We start from the raw sequence: 23,267 nt of genomic DNA, 5'->3' as shown, positions 1-23,267 counted from the left end.
AACTACAGCTTGCCGGAGTGCTGCGCGGCTGCTTGCCGAACGCACTACCAGTTGGTTTGGGTTGATCACGCGAACTCCGCGATGATCGCCCGCGTCGTCTGAACCGCTGCAGCCAGCTCGGTCCTGTCAGCCCCATTTAGCCCCAGCCCTCCCAGATCGAGCGACAGTTGACCTGACCCACCGCCACCAGCCGCAGCTCGTGCTGCACGGCCGCGCGCCCGACCGGATAGCGCCGGCTGCGGATTTTGCGTCTCCATTGCAGGTGTCTTAATCGTATTCGACGAAAATGCAGTCCCAGACCCCTGCACCCCTGCAGCCGCCCGCACCGCCTGCAGCTCCTGCTTCAGCTTCTCGACCGTCTCCCGCGTCTCGGTCATCTGCCGATCCCGCCGAACCCCGTCCTCATCGGGGTACGGGAAACTCCCCGCCTGGCCGACATGAAGCACCTTCAGCGCCGGGTCCTCGAAATACTTGATCCGCCGCGCCCGGATCGGCATCTGCGCATCGATCACGAGGATGACCTCGTCCAGGTCCATGCGGCGAGCCTGGTCTTCCGTCAGGAGCGGCGTGTCTTCGGTCCGCTCAGATACACTGCGCCCCTCGAACGGGTTTCGTCCGACGGCGCGGGACCGCGTCACCACGCGCTTGGTGGTCTTGCCCACGGCCTGGCTCAGCTCCTCGATGGTCTTCTGCTCGGATGGGGTAAGGTAGAGTTTCACGCCCGCGCCGCCCTGCAGCGACCGGCGGGTGTTCTCGCCATAGATCTCGTCCAGCGCCGGGATGGTCTGGGTGACGATGGCAAGGTTGCCGCCGAAAGAGCGCAGCGTTTTGATGCTCTCGGCGACGATCGGCATCTTCCCGAGCCGGTCGAATTCGTCGAGCATGATCATGACCGGCCAAGGTTCGTCGTCCCCAGGCTCCTGCGCCTGCAGGGAGGCGATCAGGTCGGAGAAGAACAGCCTGATCAGCGGGGCCAACGGGGGGATCATCTCGGACTCGACCACGAGATAGATCGCGTGGGGGCGGCGCCGGATGTCCCGGAAGGAGAAGTCCGAGGTTGCGGTGGCCGCGTCGATGGCGCGGTTGTCCCAAGTGTCGAGACCCGACGTCATCAGCAGAGAAAGGTAGGAGGTCAGGGTATCATTGTTGGTCGAGGCCATACGTTCGAAGATCAGTTTGGCCGAGGTGTTCTTCACCTCATGCGCGCGCTTGAGATATTCCTTCTGTTTGTCGCCGCCGGAGGCGGTGATCCGATAGATCTCACCGATGGTCGGCACGCCGCGCTCGAAAGCCAGAAGGCCGGCCGCCACGAAGAGGTCGATGCCGCCTGCCAGAAGCCCGCTCAGTTTTTCATTGTCGGTCTGCAGGAAGAGCTTGGCGGTGAGCTTCAGCTCCATCTGCTGCCGGTCGGGATTGGTCATGGCCGCGATGCGCGCCAGAGGATTGTAGCGATGCGTCGGCCGGTCCCAGTCGGTCGGCGCGAAGCGGAATACCTTGTCGCCCATGCTGGCGCGGAAGCGCGAGGTCTCGCGAAAGTTCTCGCCTTTTACGTCGAGCACCACGGCCGAGCCCTTGTAGGTGAGCAGGTTCGGGATCACGAAGCCCACCCCCTTGCCCCGACCCGTCGGTGCCACGATCAGCGCATGCGGGAAGGTCTTCGACACAAGAAACGGGCGTTTCGATTTCGGGGGGCCGAGCTTGCCCAGAAGGAAGCCGCCACCCGGCTTGGCGAAGAAACCATTCCTCTTCATCTCGCCCCGGGTCTGCCAATGTGTCGTGCCGAAGCGCGTCAGGGCATCGCCGAGAAGCGTGACACTCAACATGAGCGCGGCAACGCCGAAGCCTGCGAGGATCAGGTTCACCCAGAGGAAGTCCCGCGGGGCGCTGGCTCCGAGGGCGCGGTATTCCCGCGCGAGCAGGGTGACGTCGAAAGCTTGCGTCGACAGCCCATAGCGGATGGTCAGGTAGCCCGTGGCCACGACATAACCGATGGCGAGGCCGACCAGCGTCAAGCTGAGGATCCCACCCGCGATCTTGCCCTTATCCATGGGTGATCCCCTTTTCGCCATGGGCCGCGGCATGGCGGGCGCGCTGTGCCTCGATCTGCTCTTCGGTCAGGGCATCCAGCACCCGTTCCATGGCAGGGCCATGCGCCGTTACTTCGCTGCTTTCCAGATAGGCCTTGGCAAGTTCCAACTGTCGAAGTGGGTCCCCGGTGAACTTGTCCAGCACATCCGCGTGTCCTGCGCGGAGGGCAGTCACCGCGTTCGGCGTGAGGTTGCGGTCGATCTGGGCGGCGAGGCGCTGCCCATCGGTATCTGAGAGCGGCTTCACATCCTCGGCTTCGGCCCGCTGCAGGAAGGTCAGCACATCAGGGGCAGTCTCGGTCATGAAGCGCCGTTCGGCATAATCCTGCCGAGCCTTGTCCTCGATTTCGAAGCTCCGCTCGCTGATATAGGCGCGTGAGGCGCCCATGGCGCGCAGCTGGTTGATCTCGTTCTGCACTGCTGCCCGGAACTCGTCATCCGGCATTTCCGCGCGGTAGCGGGCGACGGTGCGCGCGTCTTCCGTGATGGGCCCAAGATCATCCGAAGGATGGCGCAGGGCCAGGTCCATATCGCCCGCGTGGAGCCTGCGGTCCTTTTCATCGACGGCGAATTCCTGCGGTTTGCGGCTGTCGGTGATCTTATCCCAGGCCATCGAGGCCAGTTCAGCATGATCAGGCGATCGTTGTGCATAGGCGTTGAAGGCGGCGCGGGCTTCTTCCACTTCGACGGCGCCAGCCCTGCGCACGGAAGGGTCGTCCGAAAAGGGATGGTCGAAGTCTGTCCGGCGGAATTGGGCGACGAGCTCTTGGAAATCCCGGCGCTCGGACGGGGCGAAAATGTCGGGCTCGCCCGCCGCGCGCTCACGCTCGGGCAGCGTGACGCGTTCGGCCAGGGCAACCGGGTCACCGTCGGTCTCATCCACATCATCGATGGCCCGCAGGATACGCGCATCGGTCAGGGTGTCGCCAAGGCGGACATGGACGGCTTCCAGCCGGTCCAACGCCTCCTCGCGGTCCTCGCCCTTCTCCAAGTCGAGATCGCCCGCTTTAGCGATGGCGCGCAGATCCTGCGCCAGCCATTGCCGTTCGAGCGCAGCATTGCCTGCACCCTCGCGCATGCGGGCGGCCACGGCTTCGGGGTCGATGCCCGTGCCCTGCAGCGCCTCGCTGAGGCGCGCCTTCACCGTGTCGTCGTCGAGACGCACCATCTGACCCTCGCGCATGTTGGCCCTCGCATAGACCCCGTCCCGGGATGGTGCGTCGAGGAGCGCGGCCGAGCGGTCCCCGAGCGGATTGAGATGCGCAACGGAGGCCAGCACATCGGTGAGCTTGCGCTCGATCTCCGGCCTCTCGGATGGGGGTGCCCGGTCGATCGCGGCTTCGATCTGACGGATGTTCTGGGAAAATTCGGTGATCAGCGTGTCGAACGCTGTTTCGTCTTGGGACATGTAGATGGCTCCGTCAGATTGAATCTGACCGCCACTGGCAAGGATGGTGCTAGCCCGCTCGAGTGCCTCGGCCACGTCGTCGAAGTTCGACCGAGACGCCTCGGCCGCCAGACCGCGATAAGTGAGCGCATTGCGCGCCACCGTTTGCAGGGCGGCAGCCAGGTCGGCCCCCGTGCGCTGGCGCGCGACCGGCGGCCGACCTTCGTCATGGGCCTTGTAGACCTCGCGGGTCTCGGCGCGGTATGTCGTGACCCCCCGGTCAAGACGCCGTGTCGCCTCGAGCCGGATCCCCTGGACCTGCGCCGCGTCAACCATCGCCGCCCGAAAGGCGTCGTAGTTGAAGTGGTGATCCTTCCCGAGAAAGAACATTTCGCCATCCTTGCTGCGGCGGTTCAGAACGATATGCGCATGTGGATGCGCGCGATCTTGGTGTATTGCAGCAATATAGTCGAATTGCGACCCCTCACCTTGAAAGAACCGCTCGCAGACGGATTCCGTAATCGCGCGCACTTCCTCACCGCTGGTGCCGACGGGAAAGGCCATCAAGAGATGCGAGGTATGGCCGAGCTTGGGGCTGTGCCGCTCACCCCACTGGTTCTCAAAGCGGCGCACGACCCGGTCGATCTCCGCCTCTGACAGGGTCTTCTTGCCATCATGGGTGCCACGGCTGTCGAGGATATGGCTCGACTTGGTGGTGAGGTAGGTCAGCTGGGCCTTCAGCTGCGCGCCGGTGTGGCACCCACCCTTGGAGATCGGCTTGAAGATGGCCGGAGAGTAGCCGCGCGCGGCCCGGACCATCTGGGCATTCCTGGCCAGCCCCTGCCAGCTGCCCGAGACCCGGCTCCAGTCGCGATCGAAGAGGGCGGGGCTGACACCACGCGCTTCACTCCGCGCCATGCTCGGCCCCCTGCCGTGCCAAACCGGCAAGGGCCTTGGTCACCTCAATGTCCAGCGCGCGGCGCCGACCGCGGAACATCTCCTAAATCTGGTCGGCCATGTCGAAGACGAGCACCGCAAGATCACGGATCTCGGCATGACTGGCGGGGGTGTAGGGCAGTCGCTCCCCTTTGAGCTTTGCTTCGTTCAGGCGGCGCGCGACCTGGTTCACGTTGTTGCCGACCCGGTTCAGCGCCGCGCTCAGCCCCCTCAGCTCGTCTGTCATGCCCTCATCCGGGCGCAGGATGTCGTCAGCGGCCAGGATAAGACAGCGCAGAGCATCCGAGCGATGGAGGACACCGTGGCGCGCAAGGGCCGCGTCGAAGCGCTGTAGCTCCTTCGGACTGACGCGCACGCCAATCACCTTCGGCCGACTGCCGTTCGCCGTCTGGCGATCTGCAGCATGGTAGGCCGCGTTGTAGACGGACTTGAGACTGACCCCGTAGCGGGTGGCGAGATCGCCAGCGGCGACGCCCTGCAATCGCTCTTGGGCGATGTTCAGGCGCTCGGTCTCGGTCAGTCTGCGGCCGCGTGACATTTTGAAGTTAACGTTCCTATTTCTTGCCAACTTCGTACAAGCCCGCCTTCTCCCAGCACAAGCGGAGAAGGCGCCAAGGGCTTGTACTCAATGTAGAAAATCGGCCCAGGGGGCCGATTTGACGTCTTCTGTCAAATGCATCGCGCAGGGCGCTCATTGCATCGCGTTTCGCGTCTTCCGCACTGCGTTTCCCGCGCATTGCACCCCGCATCGCGTCCTTTGCAACGCGTCTTCCGCGCCCCGCTTCGCGTCGTCTGGCAAGTGGCAAATGGCCTACGCATCCCGCATCGCGCAGAGTGGCCTCTGCATCCCGTCCCACGTCTTGCGTCCCGTGTTCCCCGCATCGCGCCCTCTGGAGGGTGGGAACTGGAGCACGCTTGCTGCAGCCCGCATCGTGTTCCGTGTCTCGCGTCCGCTGTTTCATGGATCGCGTCGTCTGGATTCCGCTCATTGGCCGGGCGCATCACGTCTTCCGCTTGACGCGCGCAATTCAACCGTCTAGCGACGTTCACGCATTCTCGTCGTGTTTCACCATCCTTGCCGAAAGCCTCCACCCCATGCCGAACGACAATCTCGTGGTCATCGCCACGATGGCCCGGAAAGGGGGGAGTGGGAAAACCACGCTCTCGCGCGCCTTGATCAGTGCTGCTGTTGCCGCCGGCCGTCGCGTCCTTCTGATCGATACCGACAGCACAGGCGTGCTCGGCACCTGGCACAAGCGGGCGGAAGCTGCGGGGCTGGGATCACCGCTCCTGCGCTCGGCGAGCGTCGAGAGCGTGGGTGCCGTGGATCGCCGGATCGAGCAGGTCTATGCAGCGGACTCGGCGGATTTCATCTTCATCGATACGGCAGGAGTCGGGGCGGAGTGGTCGGACGGCATCGCCGTGCTGGCCGATCACATAGTCACGCCCGTGATGCTCTCGACCTCCGACCTCGATGTCGGCGCCCAGACCGCTGACTGGTTCGAGAAGCTGCGTGCCCGCGTCGATGATCCCGAAAGCCTGCCGCGCCACCACGTCGTGCTGAACATGGTCGATCCCAAGACGACACGCGCCGATGCAGCCCTCATAGAGGCGGCTATCGCACGGTTCCCGGTGGTCGAGACCGTGATGATGCGCCGCAATGTCTACAAGGAGATGGACGAGAAGGGCCTTCTGCACGCTGTGGCGTTGCAGAAGCAAGCCGATCCGAACCCCCTCATGCGCCCCCATGTGCGCCATGTGGTCGAGGCCCTGGAGGAAGCGACCGACATTCTCAACAACATCCTTGCCGCGTGAGGTCAGGACGTTGCGCAAGAAAATCCCTACCATCACGCGGCCCGATCCGGCCTACGCCACCGCGCTGCGGTCGGAGGGCGAGGAAGACCCGGAAAGGGAGGACGGGCGTATGCTGGCCGGTCGGGGCCCAGTGATGGCAAGACCGGTGCAGCCTACGGTGCCGATGCCGCAGGAGCCGGTCGCGACACCCTCTTTGTCAATGCCGGCTGCCCTGGTCAGCACCGAGGCGGCGATGCCTCAGGCTGAGAGAGCATCAGCACCCGTCCGACGCCTCACCACCACGCGGAAGATCGACATCCGGGTGAATGCGCTGGAGCGACAGGAGGAAGCCCTGATCGACTGCGGCGTCGATCCCGCCCATGTGATCCGCGCTGCCCTGCGCCGGGCAGTCAAGAACTGGACGCTCGAGCCGGATTTCGTTGCACCCTCCGAAGAGCAGCGGACCCGGATCACCGAATGGCGCGCGCGCACCTCGCTTGCGGTCGACGCCCCCACGCTCACGCTGCTGCTCCGCGCCCAAGACCCCCTCGATGTCCTCAGCAAATGGACCCTGATCCGCGGCCAGGTGGAGCCCCGCGTTTGGGCCGAGATCGACACGATCCTGGACGAGATCGCCACCAATGCTGCGGTGCCGCGTGAAGGTGGCGACCATTAACCCCTTGTTTGAGCGTGTTTCCGCCATGCGCCAGATCACAATTTTCCCGAAAGTGCCTGTTCATCTTGCAGTTGCAGAAACCAGTCATTAACAACCCTGCCAAGGATAGAGTGGCCTCCTTGTTCCCGGTGCAGAGGTCCAGGTAGAGGAGCCGATTATGTCCAACACAGCCCGCCTGACAGGCGAACCCATCATGCGCATCCTCTGCAAGAAAACCGACGCCCTCGTGGGCTATCTCTACCAGTGGAACAACGGCGATCTGCAACCGTCATGGATCAACGAGGCCATGGCCGAGGTGCGCTACGAGCCCATGGTGCAGGCCGCTTGAAACACGTGATCAGACTACGGGCGAACCGATCAATGACGGTGCGGAAGACAAGTCGCACGGCATGCCGCGCCAATTTCCACGCATCATGAGTTATAGAAGGGATTTCTATAACTCATACGTGGACACTGAACACCATCCCAAGCGCTGAACTTCCGTTGGGACAGCGCCCCATCGGACCTAACGAGCAAAAGGTCCTCTAACCCCTCCGGTGACGTAGCGTAAGCGCACGGTTGATACCGCAGTTGATCAGGCGGCCTTGGCCTGAGCGGTGGCGACCGGTGTCCAGTTCCATGGCAGGAGCTCGTCGAGCCGGTTGATCTTGTGGTCGTGGATGCGGTCGAGCAGGTCGGCGAGATAGAGCTGCGGGTCCAGGCCGTTTAGTTTGGCGGTCTCGATGATCGTCATGGCGCGGGCCAGCGTTTCGCCGCCGGTGTCGGCACCGGCGAAGAGCCAGTTTTTCCGACCGATGCCGATCGGGCGCAGGGCGCGCTCGGCCGGGTTGTTGTCGATGGCCACGCGGCCGTCGGTCAGGAAGAGGCTGAACGAGGCGCGGCGAGCCAGCCCATAGCGGAACGCACGGGCCAGATCCCCCTTGCCGGGGATCCGCGTGAGCTGGGTTTCGGACCAGGCGAAGAAGGCCTCGACCTTCGGCGCGCTGTGCTTCTGGCGCGCGGCGAGACGGATCTCGGCGGACTGTCCGTTGATCTCGCGCTCGATGTCATAGAGCGCGCCGATACGATCCAGCGCCTCGCGCGCGATGGCGGATTTCGTCTTGTCCCATGCGTCATGGAAGTCGCGCCGCAGATGCGCCCAGCAGGACGCCTCCTGCAGACGGGGCGTGCCGTCGGTGCCGGGTTCGTAAAGCTTGGCATAGCCCTTGTAGCCATCGGCCTGCAGGATGCCGCGCGTCTGGGCGAGATGCCCATGGACGTGCTCTTGCTTCCAGTCCGGGGCGAAGCGGTAGACCGCCCCGGGTGGCGCGGTTCCGGCCCAGGGGCGTGGATCGCGGACATAGGCCCAGATGCGTCCCTGCTTCACCCCCTTGCCGAGGCCGCGGTCCTTGAGGGATCGGTCCAGCACCCGGATCGGGGTGTCGTCGGCATGGAGGAGATCACTGGCCATCACATCAGCCTCGATCCGCTCGATCAGCGGCGCCAGCACCTGCATCGCGCGCCCGCACCAGTCGACCAGCGTGCTGTCCGGGATGTCGGCCCCCATGCGGGCGAAGATCTCGTTCAGGCGATAGAGGGGGATGTGGTCATCGAACTTGGAGACGAGGATCCAGGCCAGCAGGGCCGCGCTTGCCATGCTGCCGGGGATCGGTCGGCTGGGTGCGGGCGCCTGAACCATCTTCTCGCAACGACGGCAGGACTTTTTCAGCCGCGTGATCTGCAGGACCTTCAGCTGTGCCGCGACCAGGTCGAGCATCTCGCTCATGTCCTCGCCAACGAGCCGCAGGTCGCCACCGCAATCCGGGCAGCAGCTGCCGGGGTCGAGCTCGCGCCGCTCCCGCGGGGTAGCCTCCGAGACGCGGGGACGACGGCGGGGTTTGTGTTTGTCGACATCGCTAGCCTTCGCCTCAGGGGAAGGATCTGCCTCGTCTTTGTCCGCCGGGGTGGTGGCGCTTTCGGCGCTGGCGATGAGCAGGTCCTCGAGCGCCAGTTCCAGCTGTTCGATCTCGCGCTCGATCTTCTCCGAGGATTTGCCGAAGGCCTGCTTCTTCAGCTTCGCGATGCGCAGCCGCAGCGTCTGGATGAGTTGGTCATGCGCCCGGATCGTCGCCGACATCTTGGCGTTTTCCGCCTGCAAGGCGGCGATCATCGCCTTCAGAACCGCAGGATCTTCGGGAAGGATGGGCGCATCGCTCGACATGCCAACACCTACCATGATCGATCAGAAAGCGCCATAAAAACACGTTATTTCAGGCAGATAAATCACCCGACCCGGGCCGGTGGCGCGCCCCAATCCGGCCGCCGCCAATCAATCCCTTCCCACAACATCGCCAGTTGCGCCGAGGTCAGTCGCACCGCCCCCGAGCTGGTGTTCGGCCAGGGAAAGCGCCCGCGCTCAAGGACCTTGTAGTAAAGGCAGAACCCCTGGCCGTCCCAATAAAGCAGCTTCAGCCGATCACCCTTGCGCCCCCGGAAGGCGAAGACCGCGCCGCCGGTCGGCTTCTGGCGCAGCACATCCTGCGCAAGCGCCGCCAGCCCGCCGATCCCCTTGCGCATATCCGTCGGCCCGCAGGCCAGATACACCCGCACCCCGGTGCCCGGCCCGATCATGCGGCATCCACCGCGCGGATCAGGCGGGACAGTGCCGCATCGTCTATGTTGCTTTCGAACCGAAGCACGCGGCCCTTCGCAAGCCGCAACTCAACCCAGACCACTGGAGTGGCGGCCGGCATGCGATCCTCCACCATCGTCAGATCCATCGCGGGCACCATGCCGGCGGGCAAGAACAACGCGCCCGCATCAGGTGACCACAAACCCTTCCGCTTGAGTTCATGACGCCAAGCGTAGATCTGCTGGCGCGTCACCTCATGGCGTTGCGCCACCTGGGTCACCGTCGCGCCGTCGATCCCGGGGTCTGCTGCCGGACGGTGCTAAATCCTACGCTAAGCCGATAAAACGCGCCTTCCGTGGTCCCTGAGGTTTCCGTTGGCATCGACGTAGCGATAGAGGGTCACCGGTTTGACGCCCAGCTCGGCCGCGAGGGCGGCGACTGAGGTGTCCCTGTTTGACATGGCCGCTTGGGCCAGGCGGACCTGAGCCTTGGTCAGTGCGAACTTTCGCCCGCCTTTTCGACCGCGCGCCCGGGCGGCTGCGAGACCTGCCATGGTGCGTTCCCGGATCAGGTCGCGCTCGAACTCCGCCAGGGTCGCGAAGATGCCGAAGATCATGCGACCGGCCGAGGTGGTGGTGTCGATTTCAGCGCCTTGACCAGTCAGCACGCGCAAGCCGATGCCGCGATCCGACAGGTCGCGCACGGTGTTGACCAAGTGGGTCAGCGTGCGCCCGAGCCTGTCCAGCTTCCAGACCACGAGAACATCCCCTTCCCGCAATGACCGCAGGCAGGCCTCCAGTCCTGGGCGATCATCGCGTGCGCCGGATGCCTGATCTTCGTAAATGCGTTCCGCGGGCACTCCTGCGGCGATCAGGGCGTCGCGCTGGAGATCCAGAGACTGCGACCCGTCAGCCTTGGAGATGCGTGCGTAGCCGATCAACATGTTTCACAAACGTTCGTTTGAGGTGCTTTCGTGCGGCCGGTGCTTTTCGGCATCAACCCTGTTCCTTATCCCATATCTTAAACAGAATATCACAAACTATTCGCGGAAAGAAAAAGATATATGGCACATCGCACAGTTCTGACCGACCGGCAGCGCGCAGCATTGTTCGATCTGCCGACCGTTGAGGCCGAGATGCTGCATCATTACACGCTGTCGGACGATGACCTGGAAATCATCCGCGCCCGACGCCGTCCACACAACCGTTTCGGCTTTGCTCTGCAACTGTGCGCCTTGCGATATCCCGGTCGTCTGCTGACACCCGGTGAAGTCATTCCCTTGGCAGTTACGCGCTTTCTGGCCGCGCAGGTTGGCCTGAAGCCTGATGATCTGGCCGGTTACGCGACCCGTGAAGAGACCCGCCATGAACATCTGGCGACGCTCAGAGAGCAGTATGGCTACAGGATGTTTTCTGGGAGAGGGGCGCGCGACCTGAAGGGCTGGCTGCAGGATGCGGCCGAGGGTGCCCGTTCCAATGACGATCTGGCACGGCGCTTTGTCGAGCAGTGCCGGGCGACCCGAACCATACTGCCTGGCGTCACGATCATCGAGCGCCTATGCGCGGACGCGCTTGTGGCTGCGGAGCGGCGGATCGAGTCCCGGATCGCGGAGCGGCTGGACGATGCCATGAGGACCCGCCTCGATGCCTTGCTGACGGAAGACGCTGGCGGATCGGTCACGCGGTTTGTCTGGCTGCGTCAATTCGAGGCCGGGCAGAACTCGGCCGACATGAACCGTCTTCTGGATCGGCTGGAATTCCTGCAACGCCTTGGGCTGACCGAGACGGTTCTGGCTGGGGTGCCGCCGCACCGGATTGCCCGACTTCGCAGGCAGGGAGAGCGATACTTCGCGGGCGATTTGCGAGACATTTCCGGTGATCGCCGTCTCGCCATCCTTGCCGTCTGCGTACTGGAATGGCGCAGCGCCCTTGCCGACGCCATTGTGGAGACCCATGACCGGATCGTCGGCAAGACCTGGCGCGAGGCGAAGTCCCGACGTGACGCTCGTGCGGAAGATGCCAAGGCAGCGCTAAAGGACACCTTGCAGTCCTTCGCCACCCTCGGTTCGGCGCTGCTGGAAGCCCATGAAGATCGCGCATCGCTCGAGGAGGCTGTCGACAATGCCGGTGGCTGGTTATCCCTCAAGGGGCTGGTCGCGACAGCGGCCCAGTTGACAGACACCCTGGCCGCCGACCCTCTGGCGCATGTCGGACATGGGTATCATCGCTTCCGCCGCTACGCACCGCGCATGCTGCGGACGCTCGACATTCGCGCCGCGCCCGTGGCGGAACCGCTGCTGGCGGCGAGCACAATCATCGCGGGCACGGAGACGACGGAGATCCTGCCGCTGACGTTTCTGCGCCGGGGGTCGAAGTGGTTGCGGCACCTGAACGCGGATGGCGGCGATGCAGGCCGTCTGTGGGAAGTCGCGGTTCTGTTCCATCTGCGGGAATCCTTCCGCTCGGGCGATGTGTGGCTCGCCCATTCACGGCGGTTTGGCGACCTGAAGGAGGCGCTTGTTCCGGCAGAGGTTGCCCGCGCCACGCCGAAGCTAGCCATGCCGTTTGAGCCCGATATCTGGCTCGCCGACCGCAAGGCACGAATGTCCGACGCCCTGCGTCGCTTGGCGCGGGCTGCAAAGGCCGGGGCCATTCCGGGCGGGTCGATCGAAGATGGTGTGCTGAAGATCGACCGCCTGACCGCCGCTGTTCCCGAAGAAGCCGAAGCCATGGTCCTCGACCTCTACAAGCGCCTGCCGGAAATCAGGGTCACGGATCTCTTGCTGGAAGTGGATGACGAGGTCGGGTTCACCGAAGCCTTCACGCATCTGCATACGGGTGTGCCTTGCAAGGACAGGATCGGCCTCTTGAACGTGCTGCTTGCCGAGGGACTGAACCTCGGCCTCAGCAAGATGGCAGGGGCTACCAACACCCATGACTACTTCCAGCTCTCCCGCCTGTCGCGATGGCATGTCGAAGGCGAGGCCATGTCGCGCGCACTGGCAAAGGTGATCGAGGCGCAGTCCGCGCTGCCGATGGCACGGTTCTGGGGTGCCGGACAAACGGCATCGAGTGATGGGCAATTCTTCCCGACGACACGACAAGGCGAGGCGATGAACCTCATCAACGCCAAATACGGCCAAGAGCCCGGGCTGAAGGCCTACACCCATGTGTCCGACCAGTTCGGCCCCTTCGCCACCCAGACCATCCCGGCCACGGTGAACGAAGCTCCCTACATTCTGGATGGCTTGCTGATGACGGGCGCGGGCCAGAATATCCGCGAGCAGTATGCCGACACGGGCGGCTTCACCGACCATGTCTTCGCGGTAACAGCCCTCTTGGGCTTCCAGTTCATCCCCCGCATCAGGGACCTGCCATTGAAGCGCCTCTATCTCTTCGACCCGGCAGCCTGCCCCAAAGAGCTGAAGGGGCTGATCGGCGGCAAGATCAAGGAACCCCTCGTCACGGCAAACTGGCCCGACATCCTGCGCAGCGCTGCCACCATGGTCGCGGGCGTCATGCCCCCGAGCCAATTGTTGCGGAAGTTCGCTGCCTATCCCCGACAGCACGAGCTGGCCTTGGCCTTGCGCGAAATCGGACGTGTCGAGCGCACGCTCTTTATCATCGACTGGCTGCTCGATGCCGACATGCAGCGCCGCGCACAGATCGGGCTGAACAAAGGCGAGGCTCATCACGCTCTGAAAAACGCCCTACGCATCGGCCGCCAAGGGGAAATCCGCGACCGGTCCGCCGAAGGGCAGCACTTCCGCATGGCAGGCCTCAATCTGCTCGCCGCCATCATCATCTACTGGAACACCAAACATCTCGGGCAGGCAGTCACAAGCCGCCACCGCGCCGGTCTCGACTGTTCGCCCGGCCTTCTGGCTCACATCTCGCCCCTCGGATGGGCGCACATCTTACTCACAGGGGAGTACAGGTGGCCGAAAAGAGCTTAGCGTAGGATTTAGCACCGTCCGGCAGCAGACCCCACGAACAACAGCGTGTAGCCAAAGGCCGCACCACCCGCGAGCGAGGTCGCCCAGTTGCCGGGGTCCATGTAGCCCACGGCCACTAGGTATCCGGGGCCGATGAAAGCAAGGAAGCGCCTGAACCTGCTGGTGCCGCCATTGCCGACCGCGATAGTGCGGAAGACTTCCGAAAGGGAGGGTGTCTCGCTCTCTCGACGCCAAGCGTTCGCGGACATGGATTTTGCTTTCTGCAGTCATATGGTCGCGCCAAAGTCTTGGCGCACAAAGTTAGACAGGGCTAACAATCTGCCCTATGCCTTTACTTGTCAATCCATCCCATGCGACACTGACGCGATGACAGAGTTTGATCCTGCACCCCACGCCACATCGGATGACCGGCCTGCGGACCTGCGCGCCGGAGCGTTTCAGGGCGTGCGCGAAGCCCGGCGCAATGAGCTGGCCGAGGATTACGTCGAACTGATTGCGGAGTTGATCCACGACCAAGGTGAGGCGCGGCCCGTGGACATCGCCGCGCGGCTTGGCGTGAAAGTGCCGACGGTGAGCAAGACGCTCGACCGCCTGGCGCGGGAGGGGCTGATCACGCGCGCGAAGTATCGGTCGGTCTTTCTGACAGATGACGGGCGTTCGCTGGCAAAGGAATGCCGGCGGCGGCACGAGATCGTGCTGCGCTTTCTCATCAGTCTAGGTCTCGACCCCGTAACGGCGGAGCGCGATGCCGAGGGCATCGAGCATCACGTCAGCGAGCGGACGCTGGCCCTGTTTTCGGCCTTCGCTAGCCGGTCCTGAACGCCGTCAGCTATTCTGGACCGCGAACCGCACATCGGCGATCAGGCTGTCGGCGCTGAAGTTTTCCAGCCGCTTTCCGTTCAAGAAAAACGTCGGTGTCTGGCGGATGCCCAGGGCTTCGACATCGGCCGCGTCCTGGTTCAGAATTCCGGTGATCCCCGGGAAGAACTGGTCGGTTTCTGCCTTCTCGAGATCGAGACCTGCCGCACCAGCGATTTCCCAAGCGACATCCATCTCTGGCGAGCCGTGAACGGCCCAACCGGGCTGCTGCTCGAGAAGTGCGTCCAGCACCGGCTCGAACTTGTCCTGCATCCGCGCGGCCTCGAGGATGCGCACGGCCTCGTCCGAGCCTTCGTGGAAGACGGTGTAGCGCAGCACAACGCGGACCTGCGTCGGAAACTGCCGTCGGATTTCCTGCACCACCGGGTGGTAAGCGCGGCAGGCCTCGCAAGAGGGATCGAAGAACTCGACCAATGTGACGGGCGCATCGGCGGGACCGAAGCTGGGGGAATACTCTCGGACCAAAAGCGCCTGATCTGCGGTGGGCGTGGCGGCTGCCAGTGCCTCGGCCTCGGCTTCACGGCGACGGTTCAGGATGATGGTGCCAGCTGCAAAGGCGGCAAGCCCGACTGCGGATGCTCCGATCAGGAGGTTGCGGCGATTTATGGGCGGTGCCCTTTCGGCAAGAGGAGACAAACAAGGATCGCCGCGAAGGCGACCGCTGAAAGATAGGGGATGGGCAGGCCGAGGATCATCTGCGCCTCGCCGGTGCAGGATGGGCCATTCTCAGTGCAAGGCACGATAGGCGCGGGCAAGAGGCCGGCGTATAGGCCCGAATGCCAGGCCGCTAGCGCCAGCCCGGCCAAGGCCAACGGCAAGGCGTATGTGCGCGCTATGCCGTCTGCACGCCAGAGCGACAGACCAAGGATTGGCACGAGCGGGAACATGGCGATGCGCTGATACCAGCAGAGCGTACAGGGCATCTGTCCCAACACTTCGCCGATAAAGAGCGCGCCAAGCGTCGCCGCCAATGCAATCAGGAAGGCGGCGATCAGTGAGAGATCGTCGCGCGACAAACTCTGCGGGTCAGCTTTGGTCAAGAACAGGCTCCTTGCGGCGTCGAAGGGGAAGAGAGGCGGCAAGGATCAAGACCGCGCCCAGAGTGATCGCAATATCGGCGACGTTGAACGTGGGCCAATGCCAGTCGCGCCAATAGAAATCAAGAAAATCGGTCACGGCACCCTGTCGCAGGCGGTCGATGATGTTGCCAAGCGCCCCACCCACAACCAGGCCATAACCTATTCGTTCCAGCGGGTGCTGCGCCCGAAAAGCCATGACGGCGAAGGCAAGCGTCAGCGCGCCCGTCAGCGCCGCCATCAGGAGCGGCTTGCCCGCCATGACGCCACCCATCATACCAAAACTCGCACCCTCGTTGAAGCCAAGGGTGAGGTTGAAGCCCGGAAAAACCGGGACCGCAATCCCCTGCGACAGCGCAGACAGGGCCGCTGCCTTGGTCAATTGGTCTGCCACCACTGTGGCAGCGATCAGGCAGATCAGCACCGCTCGGGTCATCGTGCAGCCTTTCGGTTTATGCCGATCCAGCGCGGGACCGATGCGGCGTAACGGTCATAGTCAGACCCGATTGCGTCATGCAGGGCGGCCTCTTCCGACCGGACTTGCGTGCTGGCCGACCAGAGAAACAGGATTGGCGCGAGGACTGTCGGGACTGCCGGAACCGCCATCGCAACACCTGCCAGCAGGGCAAACTGACCGACAAAGGTTGGGTTGCGGCTAAAGCGGTAGAGCCCGTTCGAGACCAGATCGCCGGTCTCGCCGCCTGCCACGCCGACGCGCCACGACGATCCCATCGACATCTGTGCTGCAAAGGCGACCATCGCGCCAAGTCCGGCGACAAATACTCCGATCAGGCCGAGGACCACGGCACCCCCCTCGGTCCAGAGGGGATCGACCTTGTGCAGGGCAGGCATGGCGAGCCAGAGGAGTGGCCCGAAAAAGGCAAGTACGAAGGCGAGACGGAAGCCCATCGCAGCCAGACGGTCGCGTCCCGTGGCGCGCGAAAACAGCCAGACAGGCCGACCCGCCGCTTGCGCCGCCAGCGCACTACCCCAGAAGAACAGAGCCAGATAGCCGAACAGAAGGGCCAACGCGGCCCAGCCAAAACCTGAGATCATGATGTCAGCTCTCACGCTCAGGGTTGAACCGAAGCAGGCGCAGGGCGTTCAGGGTCACAAGCACTGTCGCCCCGGTATCGGCCAGGATCGCAATCCACAGGCCGGTCAGACCGAAAACCGAGGTCACCAGAAACACGGCTTTCAGCCCCAATGCGATGGTCACGTTCTGGCGGATGTTGGCCATCGCTACACGCGACAGGCGGATCGTGGCGGGGATGTCTGTCACCCGGTCGCGCAGGATTGCCGCATCGGCGGTTTCCAGCGCCACATCGGTGCCCGAGCCCATCGCCACGCCGACCGACGCCTGCTTCAGCGCCGGCGCATCGTTGATACCGTCGCCAATCATCATGACGCCACCCTTGGAGCCAATCTCGCGGATATAGGCGAGCTTGTCTTCGGGTAGCATGTCGGCCTCGAACCGCAGGCCGAGGCTTCCGGCAATCGCGGAGGCTGTGCGGGGGTTATCCCCGGTCAGGATCACAGAGGTCACCCCCATGGCCGTCAGCTGGCGCACAGCATCCTTGGCGTCCGCCCGTGGCTCGTCTCGCATGGCGATCAACCCAAGTGGGGTCTTCTCCCGGAACACCGCAACAGCGGTCTTGCCATCCTCTTCGAAGATTGTGGCCTGTCGCAAACCAAGGGCTTCAAGCCCACCATGTTCCATCGCGTAACGCGGAGAGGTGACCCATGCAGGCGCACCACCCACCGTCGCGACCACGCCTTTCCCCATCAACGCCTTTGCATCCTGCGACGACAGCGCGGCCACGCCTGCGTCCTTTGCCTTGTTCAGGATGGCGATGGCCAGCGGGTGGCTCGACCCCGTCTCGACCCCGGCCGCAACGGCCAGAAGCTCGGCTTTGGTGGTGGCCCCGAACGGCACGACGTCCGTCACCTGTGGACGACCATGTGTCAACGTCCCGGTCTTGTCGAAGGTCACGACATCAACCTTCGCCGCCGCCTCGATCACGGCACCGCCTTTCATCAAGAGGCCGCGCCGCGCGCCCGTGGACATAGCCGAGGCAATGGAAGCGGGGACCGAAATGACCAGCGCGCAAGGGCAACCGATCAGCAGTAGGGCAAGACCGCGGTAAACCCAGGTGTCCCAAGGCTGGTCGAACGCCAGCGGCGGCACCAGCGCCACCAGCGCCGCCACGGCAACGATGGCGGGCATATACCAGCGGCTGAAGCGGTCGATGAAGCGCTCGGTCGGCGCGCGGGCCTCCTCGGCCTCTTCGACCAGACGGATGATGCGGGCGATGGTGTTGTCTTCCGCGCCCTTAGTGACTTTTACCCGCAGCGCTGCCTCGGTGTTGATTGCGCCTGCGAAGACCGCATCCCCCGGCCCGCGCGTCTTGGGCACGCTTTCGCCAGTGACCGGGCTTTCATCGACGCCCGACGTGCCGTCCACGATCTCGCCATCCGCCGGAATCCGGTCGCCGGGGCGGACCAGCACGGTCTGGCCCACGTTCAGGCTTGCGGCAGGCACCTCGCGCGTGGTGTCGCCGGTGACGAGTTGCGCGGTCTTCGGGACAAGATTTGCCAGCGCCCGGATCCCGTCGCGCGCTTTGCCTGCCGCGACGCCTTCCAAAACTTCGCCCACGGCGAAGAGGAAAACGACCAACGCCGCCTCTTCGGCCGCATTGATGAACAGCGCGCCGATGGCAGCGATGGTCATCAGGCTTTCGATGGTAAATGGTTGCCCCATCCGCAATGCCGCAAAGGCACGCTGCGCCACCGGGGCCACGCCGATCAGACAGGCCGCGACGAAGGCCCATTTGCCGATCTCGGGCGCAAGATATTCGATGATCCAGGCGGCACCCAGCAAAAAGGCAGTGAAGATCACCAGCCTACCCTTGGCCGTTTGAAACCACCGCTTGCTCCGGTCAGCAGGGTCGTCATGGATATGGCCGGCGCTACCGTGGCTGGACTCGTCCTGCTTGGTGCCGGCTGCCTTTAGGCCGTGATCGTGACCGGCATGATTGTGACTGGCATGATCGTGTTTGGCGTGATTGACATCCGCATCCGCGTCAGTCTTTTCGACTGCAGCTTGTCCGGGCAAAACGAACTCTTTCTTCGCCGATGCCGTGCGTGGCGCAATCTCGTAGCCAAGTGCGCGGACAGTCTTCTCGATCCTGTCTTTCCCGGTCTGTGTTTCATCGAGCGTCAGTCGCAGGCGCTCCGACATGATCCCGACCTCAACGCCGCTTACTCCCGGCAGACGCGCGACAGCATCTTTGATTTTAGTTGCGCAGGACCCGCAGTCCATGCCTGTCACTGTCCAGTCGCAGGACGTTTCGCGTGCAGCTTCTGGCATCGTCATTCCTCCTGCCGCAGGGCGGGCAGTTGATTTCATCGAATCAGTAACTTAATGTCTCTAGCAACTATAGCTTCAAGAGGAATCTGATGCTGACCATCGGAAAATTGGGCGAAGCCGCCGGGGTGAAGGTTCCGACGATTCGCTACTACGAGCAGATCGGCCTTTTGCCCGAAGCGGAGCGTAGCTCAGGTAACCAGCGGCTTTACAGCCGCAAAGCGCTGGAACGGCTGGCCTTCATCCGCCACGCCCGAGACCTGGGCTTCAGCCTCGAGGCAATCCGCGACCTCCTCAGCCTGTCGGACAAGCCCGACCAATCCTGTGCCGGCGCCGATGCCATCGCCAAGGCGCAACTGGCTGAGGTCGAAAGCCGTCTTGCGAGGCTGACGGCGTTGAAAAGTGAACTGGAACGCATGGTCGTGCAATGCGCAGGCGGGAAAATCGCCGATTGCCGGGTGATCGAAGTGCTGGGCGACCATTCCCTATGCTCTGCTGATCACCGCCACCCCGAGCCTGAGCCGAATTGACGGCCGCCAAAAGCGCGCGTGCGGTTGATGCCGGAGCGGCGTCGGCGCGAGATCGCGGTGTGCTTCATCTATTGGACATATACGCGCCAAGTCGCAACAAAACTTTGACTGGTTCCCGGTTTGGCAAGTCCTGCCATCTTCTCCAGTCTGTTAACCTTGGTACTTTCGAATCTTGCAAGAAGGTCGGGTGCGGTGAATGATGAGATCTACATCATTTACTTTCGGTTCCTGGCGTGCAGAGCAGTAGTGGTCGAATCATGTCTGACTAACGCACCAGTCGTTCTTTTTTCCCTCCTGACCGGCGCGAGACGTCACGTAACAAGCAATCGCTCAAACCAAAAAGCTGGTCAACGACTGCTTACCGTGGCCACGATGAATTAGAATTCGGAGTTTCTCTTCTCATCGCGATATCTCAGACGCGATGACCGCGTAGCCATGGACCGCAAGGATGGCCGCGAACCTTGCGCATCCGAATTGTTCAGCGACTCTAATAACCCGGGCATCGTAGGCCGCTTTGCCAATAAGCCTGCAGAGATCAGATGCGTGAAACTGCCAATTCTTGCTCGGAGCAGCCGAAATCAGCCGCTGCAGTTCCTGTTCCTTCAGGGTTGCCGCGCGCTTCGGCTCTACGTGCACAGCGCCTTTCACTTTCGTTTCTGGCAAGGCGCGCCACCGCCGCATGAAGCCCAGAAGAAACCCCGCGGGCACAGCTGCATTCCCGCGCGCTCTGTTGAACGCAAGGAAGCGCTCCCAGATGACCTGCGCATCGACGTTCCAGCAGGCGAGCGACGCTTTCGCAGCCTTGATCAGATCCGCCCAAGGTGTGCGATAAACGTTGCTCCCTGCATCAATGTCGATCCTGCCTGCAAAGATAGTTTTGTTCTTAGAGTCTCTAGATAGTGATGTGTCGCCTGAGGCTGACACGACATCTGGCGGCGCATCGGCAGCCTCGTGCCCCCCAAACCTGAAGAGCCACGGCGCGAACTTACCGTTTGGCTTCCACCGGACCAGCGCCAATCCTGAAGCCGCAAGCTCGACCAACAGTGCCGTGAGGTGCTGACGCGACACTCCCATCTTCTCGGCGAGATGCGCCAGCGTGAACGCGGCTGTTCCGCGCTCCAGGCCGTTGTAGCCATCCTTCCAGGCGATCCCGTCGAGGATGATCGTCGCGAGCTTGTGCGCCGCCGTGGAGAGCGGCGTTTCGGTGATACGGCGCAGGATGGCACCGGTCGTGAGTTCCATGATGTGTCGTTCCGTCTTGGGGCGACACCAGACCGTGAGGCGTGCAAAATTTCGTTTCGGCAAAGGCATTTGCCGGTTGAACGGACCCAAAGCTCGCGCTAAATTCCCACTACCACGAGGGAATTCAGCGCGGCGTCAGGCCTATGGTCTGGCGTCGTTTCTGTTTCTAGGAGCCGCGTCTTTCGATCGTTTCGGCGGAGAGAGGTCGTTCAGGGCTCAGTAGTGAACCTCTTCATGTCCATAGCTGCCTTCATAGTCGCGCCACTCAACGAAGACTGACCGGTGCCGATAGTCGCGGCAGTCCGCCGGCACAGCGAGAACTGAGGCGGCCGGAACGGCAGAAACGCTGCTCCGGCGACGGCTGTAGTCGCCCTGAGCGCCATAGGTGCCCATGTACACGACGCCCCAGCTGTTGCAGTCGCCATGCTGGTTCCTTCGTTGCTGGTAGGTGATCTCAAAGACCCGGATCGACCGGACGAAGTCAAACGCCGTATCGGAGATGTCGACATCCGCCCGATTCTGGACAAGCTGAAGCTTCAGCTGTGTTTCTGGAATCAAGACGAACGGCACCGGTTCAATGCGAACGCCGATGTCGAACAAGCGCTCCAACGGTTTCGCCTCCCCACGGAAACTCGCCCGCATCGGGCAGTTCCAGATCTGCAGCGGCGGCTCAATCGGCCAGGGTGTGATGCGGCGAATGAATACTGCCCGTGCATGGGCGCATTCGGCGGAGGCCGGCCAGCCCCCCGCGAGACAGAGCAGGATCGCGCAGTCTACCGGATAGGCAGCAGCCGGTGAGACGGCGGCGGTCGAAAGCCCGAGACCAAGGAGCAGGGCGGGGAGGTGAGGTTTCACGGGAGATCCTTTCTGACAGGGATGGTGTTGATGAGGCGGGCGTAGGCCTCGGTGGCCGCCCGGGCCTCGCCAAGGACGCGGGCGCGCTCTTCATCGAGGCAGGCGATATGTTCCGTGACTGACGAGAAATACGCTTCGAACTCGGCCGCGATTTCTGCGCGGTACTCGGCCAGGACGTCGGCCGGCAGCTCGGTCATCGGTGCTTCGGGAGGCAGACAGCGAATCGCCTCAGGTTGTGCCGAGGTCGGGGCCACACCGAACAAGGCGCTCGTTACCACGGCGTATGCGACACGCAGCACGCCCATCTGACGTAAATGCAGCGCGCTGATCGGCACCGGAAACGGGGCGCTATTTCTCTTGTTTCGTTGGTCGTGCGAAGCATTTCGGCCATCGGATTTCATCGACACTTTTGATCCTTCCTCCGGCATCCGCCCGCTCGTCTGGCCGACGAGGTGCGACCGTTGTCGATCGCAACTGAAGACTTATTTTATCGTGTTTGTCATTTTTACGTTGTATACGCCAGACTTTCTGTTAGGCATCGCCGCACGGAAAACTTTCCGTTACAACGATCCCCGACAGATCGAACCCGAGGGGAACCCATGACGACAAGAAGACGTGCTTTGCCCGTCTTGCTGGAACGCGATTTCCGCAAGATGGCGGCAACGGAAGGAGCAACGGTTGAGATCGAGTGTGTGTCAGCTCCGGACCCCGAGGGGCGCTTTTCCGGCGAGTGGCTGTTCTATGTCGTCAACGCCTCAGGCGAACGCTTCATGCTGGTCACGGCCCTTGCACGGGAACGGATCGTCAACTCGCCGATCGGGATGTTCGGCCTCGCCTTCGGCAAACTTGCCCTCGATCATCTCGACGTGCCTGCTGTCGCTGGCGATGTCCGGCGCGGCATGCGGAGCCTCGCAGGCCGAGGTGATCCGGTGGAATGAACGGGAAGGGCAGGGGGCAGAGATCGAGCTTGCCGCACTCGATACATCCGTCCTGCACTACGACGGGCAGGGGAAGCTGATCGTTCATGTTCGCCCGGAGCCCGAAGAAGAACCCCGGGAACGGGAGGGGGAGAAGGTCTCCTATAGCACAAAGGGTGTCGCAGCACCCGCGGAAGTGTTGCCCTCGATCCGGCTGATCGCCGCGCGCTATCAGGACGATCCGGCTCTGGCCGCCATCGACCTGTCACCGGCCGAATGGGCCGCGTTTTTTCAGGCGATGATCAAGGTCGAGAGCAATTACACCCAAGGGGCGGTGAGCCATGCCGGCGCCCTTGGCCTCGCGCAACTGATGCCCGGAACAGCGGACTATCTGCGCGTCGATCCGGCCGACCCCATCGAAAACCTTGACGGTGGTGCGCGCTACCTTCTTGAGCAGATGGCCGAGTTCGGCAGCCTCGAGCTTGCGCTTGCCGCCTATAATGCTGGGCCGGAAGCCGTGCGCAAGTATGACGGCATCCCGCCCTATGACGAAACCCAATCCCACATCGTAAAGGTGATGGCGGCTTACGACCGCCTCCTCGCCGATCTCTGATCAAAAGGACAAACCAAACTATGCGCACTTCCACACTGGCTCTTCTGGGCCTGACCTTTTGCACCCTGTTGCTGGCTCAGGCAGAACCCGCTGCGGCACAAGTTGTGTTCACGAAAGCTGAAAGGGTCGCGACCGGCCTTCTCGCATCTTTCCGGGGCGTGTTTGCGACTGCCTTCTTCGGCATTGCCTTTGTGGTGACCGGCTTCCTCGCGGCGTTCAATCGCATCAGCTGGGCATGGGTGGCCTTGGTTGTCGTGGGGGCGTTTCTGGTGTTCGCAGGGCCGACCATCGTTGCCAATCTCCGCTCTTCCTTCAGCTGAT

24 protein-coding genes are annotated in these 23,267 nt (G+C 63.1%); 9 read left to right on the top strand and 15 right to left on the bottom strand.

Annotation, left to right across the window (positions count from 1 at the left end):
- Window positions 1-65 precede the first annotated feature (65 nt).
- From VDQ28_RS02310 to mobC, 3 genes are all read right to left on the bottom strand, one after another.
- A complete protein-coding gene (locus VDQ28_RS02310) occupies window positions 66-2,048 on the bottom strand; it encodes a type IV secretory system conjugative DNA transfer family protein (RefSeq protein ID WP_323034419.1) in 1,983 nt (660 codons plus the stop codon).
- Window positions 2,041-4,293, bottom strand: a complete 2,253-nt coding sequence (locus tag VDQ28_RS02305; RefSeq protein ID WP_323034418.1) for a relaxase/mobilization nuclease domain-containing protein — start codon at window positions 4,291-4,293, stop codon at window positions 2,041-2,043. The genes VDQ28_RS02310 and VDQ28_RS02305 overlap by 8 nt, the downstream gene beginning before the upstream one ends.
- Before the next feature lie 181 nt (window positions 4,294-4,474).
- The gene (gene mobC, locus VDQ28_RS02300; RefSeq protein WP_323034417.1) at window positions 4,475-4,969 is read right to left on the bottom strand and encodes a plasmid mobilization relaxosome protein MobC; all 495 of its coding nucleotides are present in this window, start codon (window positions 4,967-4,969) and stop codon (window positions 4,475-4,477) included.
- 422 nt (window positions 4,970-5,391) lie between these two features.
- On the opposite strand from mobC, the gene VDQ28_RS02295 reads away from it, so the two are divergent.
- The 3 genes from VDQ28_RS02295 to VDQ28_RS02285 all read left to right on the top strand — a co-directional run bounded on the left by VDQ28_RS02295 (window position 5,392) and on the right by VDQ28_RS02285 (window position 7,229).
- A complete protein-coding gene (locus VDQ28_RS02295) occupies window positions 5,392-6,246 on the top strand; it encodes a ParA family protein (RefSeq protein WP_323034416.1) in 855 nt (284 codons plus the stop codon).
- Between the two features lie 10 nt (window positions 6,247-6,256).
- Entirely contained in the window at window positions 6,257-6,901 is a 645-nt protein-coding gene (locus VDQ28_RS02290; RefSeq protein WP_323034415.1) for a hypothetical protein, read from the top strand.
- A 157-nt stretch (window positions 6,902-7,058) separates the two neighbouring features.
- Window positions 7,059-7,229, top strand: a complete 171-nt coding sequence (locus tag VDQ28_RS02285; protein WP_323034414.1) for a hypothetical protein — start codon at window positions 7,059-7,061, stop codon at window positions 7,227-7,229.
- A 246-nt stretch (window positions 7,230-7,475) separates the two neighbouring features.
- Here the strand turns inward: VDQ28_RS02285 and tnpC are convergent, their stop codons facing one another.
- The 4 genes from tnpC to VDQ28_RS02265 all read right to left on the bottom strand — a co-directional run bounded on the left by tnpC (window position 7,476) and on the right by VDQ28_RS02265 (window position 10,455).
- Window positions 7,476-9,101 (bottom strand): IS66 family transposase, encoded by a 1,626-nt coding sequence (gene tnpC, locus VDQ28_RS02280; protein ID WP_323034413.1) that lies wholly within the window; start codon window positions 9,099-9,101, stop codon window positions 7,476-7,478.
- 62 nt (window positions 9,102-9,163) lie between these two features.
- Window positions 9,164-9,511: an IS66 family insertion sequence element accessory protein TnpB gene (gene tnpB, locus VDQ28_RS02275; protein ID WP_238368854.1), complete on the bottom strand. Its 348-nt coding sequence runs from the start codon at window positions 9,509-9,511 to the stop codon at window positions 9,164-9,166.
- On the bottom strand, window positions 9,508-9,792 hold the full coding sequence (locus VDQ28_RS02270) for a hypothetical protein (protein ID WP_323034412.1): 285 nt from the start codon (window positions 9,790-9,792) through the stop codon (window positions 9,508-9,510). The genes tnpB and VDQ28_RS02270 overlap by 4 nt, the downstream gene beginning before the upstream one ends.
- Before the next feature lie 51 nt (window positions 9,793-9,843).
- A complete protein-coding gene (locus tag VDQ28_RS02265) occupies window positions 9,844-10,455 on the bottom strand; it encodes a recombinase family protein (RefSeq protein WP_038148987.1) in 612 nt (203 codons plus the stop codon).
- Window positions 10,456-10,575: 120 nt separating this feature from the next.
- Between VDQ28_RS02265 and VDQ28_RS02260 the strand changes: the two genes are divergently transcribed.
- Both VDQ28_RS02260 and mntR read left to right on the top strand, forming a co-directional pair.
- On the top strand, window positions 10,576-13,467 hold the full coding sequence (locus tag VDQ28_RS02260) for a Tn3 family transposase (RefSeq protein WP_096873666.1): 2,892 nt from the start codon (window positions 10,576-10,578) through the stop codon (window positions 13,465-13,467).
- 366 nt (window positions 13,468-13,833) lie between these two features.
- Window positions 13,834-14,286 carry a manganese-binding transcriptional regulator MntR gene (gene mntR / locus VDQ28_RS02255; RefSeq protein WP_089258449.1) on the top strand — a complete coding sequence of 151 codons (453 nt, stop codon included), beginning with the start codon at window positions 13,834-13,836 and terminating at the stop codon, window positions 14,284-14,286.
- A gap of 6 nt (window positions 14,287-14,292) precedes the next feature.
- Here the strand turns inward: mntR and VDQ28_RS02250 are convergent, their stop codons facing one another.
- Genes VDQ28_RS02250 through VDQ28_RS02230 form a run of 5 tightly spaced genes read right to left on the bottom strand, consistent with a single transcriptional unit; the run spans window position 14,293 to window position 18,798 of the window.
- Window positions 14,293-14,952, bottom strand: coding sequence for a DsbA family protein (locus VDQ28_RS02250; protein WP_089258447.1), 660 nt, complete (start codon window positions 14,950-14,952; stop codon window positions 14,293-14,295).
- Complete coding sequence (locus tag VDQ28_RS02245; RefSeq protein ID WP_089258445.1) at window positions 14,949-15,386, bottom strand: disulfide bond formation protein B; 438 nt, start codon at window positions 15,384-15,386, stop codon at window positions 14,949-14,951. Before VDQ28_RS02245 ends, VDQ28_RS02250 begins: the two co-directional genes overlap by 4 nt.
- The gene (lspA, locus tag VDQ28_RS02240) at window positions 15,373-15,858 is read right to left on the bottom strand and encodes a signal peptidase II (protein ID WP_089258443.1); all 486 of its coding nucleotides are present in this window, start codon (window positions 15,856-15,858) and stop codon (window positions 15,373-15,375) included. The genes VDQ28_RS02245 and lspA overlap by 14 nt, the downstream gene beginning before the upstream one ends.
- Window positions 15,855-16,478: a methyltransferase family protein gene (locus VDQ28_RS02235; protein WP_089258441.1), complete on the bottom strand. Its 624-nt coding sequence runs from the start codon at window positions 16,476-16,478 to the stop codon at window positions 15,855-15,857. Before VDQ28_RS02235 ends, lspA begins: the two co-directional genes overlap by 4 nt.
- A 4-nt stretch (window positions 16,479-16,482) precedes the next feature.
- Window positions 16,483-18,798, bottom strand: a complete 2,316-nt coding sequence (locus VDQ28_RS02230) for a heavy metal translocating P-type ATPase (protein ID WP_413081135.1) — start codon at window positions 18,796-18,798, stop codon at window positions 16,483-16,485.
- Between the two features lie 83 nt (window positions 18,799-18,881).
- On the opposite strand from VDQ28_RS02230, the gene VDQ28_RS02225 reads away from it, so the two are divergent.
- Complete coding sequence (locus VDQ28_RS02225) at window positions 18,882-19,319, top strand: MerR family transcriptional regulator (RefSeq protein ID WP_089258439.1); 438 nt, start codon at window positions 18,882-18,884, stop codon at window positions 19,317-19,319.
- A gap of 399 nt (window positions 19,320-19,718) precedes the next feature.
- Here VDQ28_RS02225 and VDQ28_RS02220 read toward each other — a convergent pair whose 3' ends face one another.
- The 3 genes from VDQ28_RS02220 to VDQ28_RS02210 form a co-directional block, all read right to left on the bottom strand.
- Entirely contained in the window at window positions 19,719-20,561 is an 843-nt protein-coding gene (locus tag VDQ28_RS02220) for a hypothetical protein (RefSeq protein ID WP_323034411.1), read from the bottom strand.
- Between the two features lie 216 nt (window positions 20,562-20,777).
- Window positions 20,778-21,416 (bottom strand): hypothetical protein, encoded by a 639-nt coding sequence (locus VDQ28_RS02215; protein ID WP_235858277.1) that lies wholly within the window; start codon window positions 21,414-21,416, stop codon window positions 20,778-20,780.
- Window positions 21,413-21,844, bottom strand: coding sequence for a hypothetical protein (locus VDQ28_RS02210; protein WP_323034410.1), 432 nt, complete (start codon window positions 21,842-21,844; stop codon window positions 21,413-21,415). Before VDQ28_RS02210 ends, VDQ28_RS02215 begins: the two co-directional genes overlap by 4 nt.
- Before the next feature lie 171 nt (window positions 21,845-22,015).
- On the opposite strand from VDQ28_RS02210, the gene VDQ28_RS02205 reads away from it, so the two are divergent.
- The 3 genes from VDQ28_RS02205 to VDQ28_RS02195 are packed head-to-tail and all read left to right on the top strand — an operon-like array spanning window position 22,016 to window position 23,266.
- A complete protein-coding gene (locus tag VDQ28_RS02205) occupies window positions 22,016-22,354 on the top strand; it encodes a hypothetical protein (RefSeq protein ID WP_141135736.1) in 339 nt (112 codons plus the stop codon).
- Window positions 22,338-22,946: a lytic transglycosylase domain-containing protein gene (locus tag VDQ28_RS02200; RefSeq protein ID WP_235858275.1), complete on the top strand. Its 609-nt coding sequence runs from the start codon at window positions 22,338-22,340 to the stop codon at window positions 22,944-22,946. Before VDQ28_RS02205 ends, VDQ28_RS02200 begins: the two co-directional genes overlap by 17 nt.
- Before the next feature lie 20 nt (window positions 22,947-22,966).
- Window positions 22,967-23,266, top strand: coding sequence for a TrbC/VirB2 family protein (locus tag VDQ28_RS02195; protein WP_089258431.1), 300 nt, complete (start codon window positions 22,967-22,969; stop codon window positions 23,264-23,266).
- Window position 23,267 lies beyond the last annotated feature (1 nt).

This window comes from Pararhodobacter sp. (assembly GCF_034676545.1).
Lineage (GTDB): Bacteria > Pseudomonadota > Alphaproteobacteria > Rhodobacterales > Rhodobacteraceae > Pararhodobacter.
The sequence above is the reverse complement of the archived record's forward strand: the minus strand, read 5'-3'. Positions and strand labels throughout refer to the sequence as shown.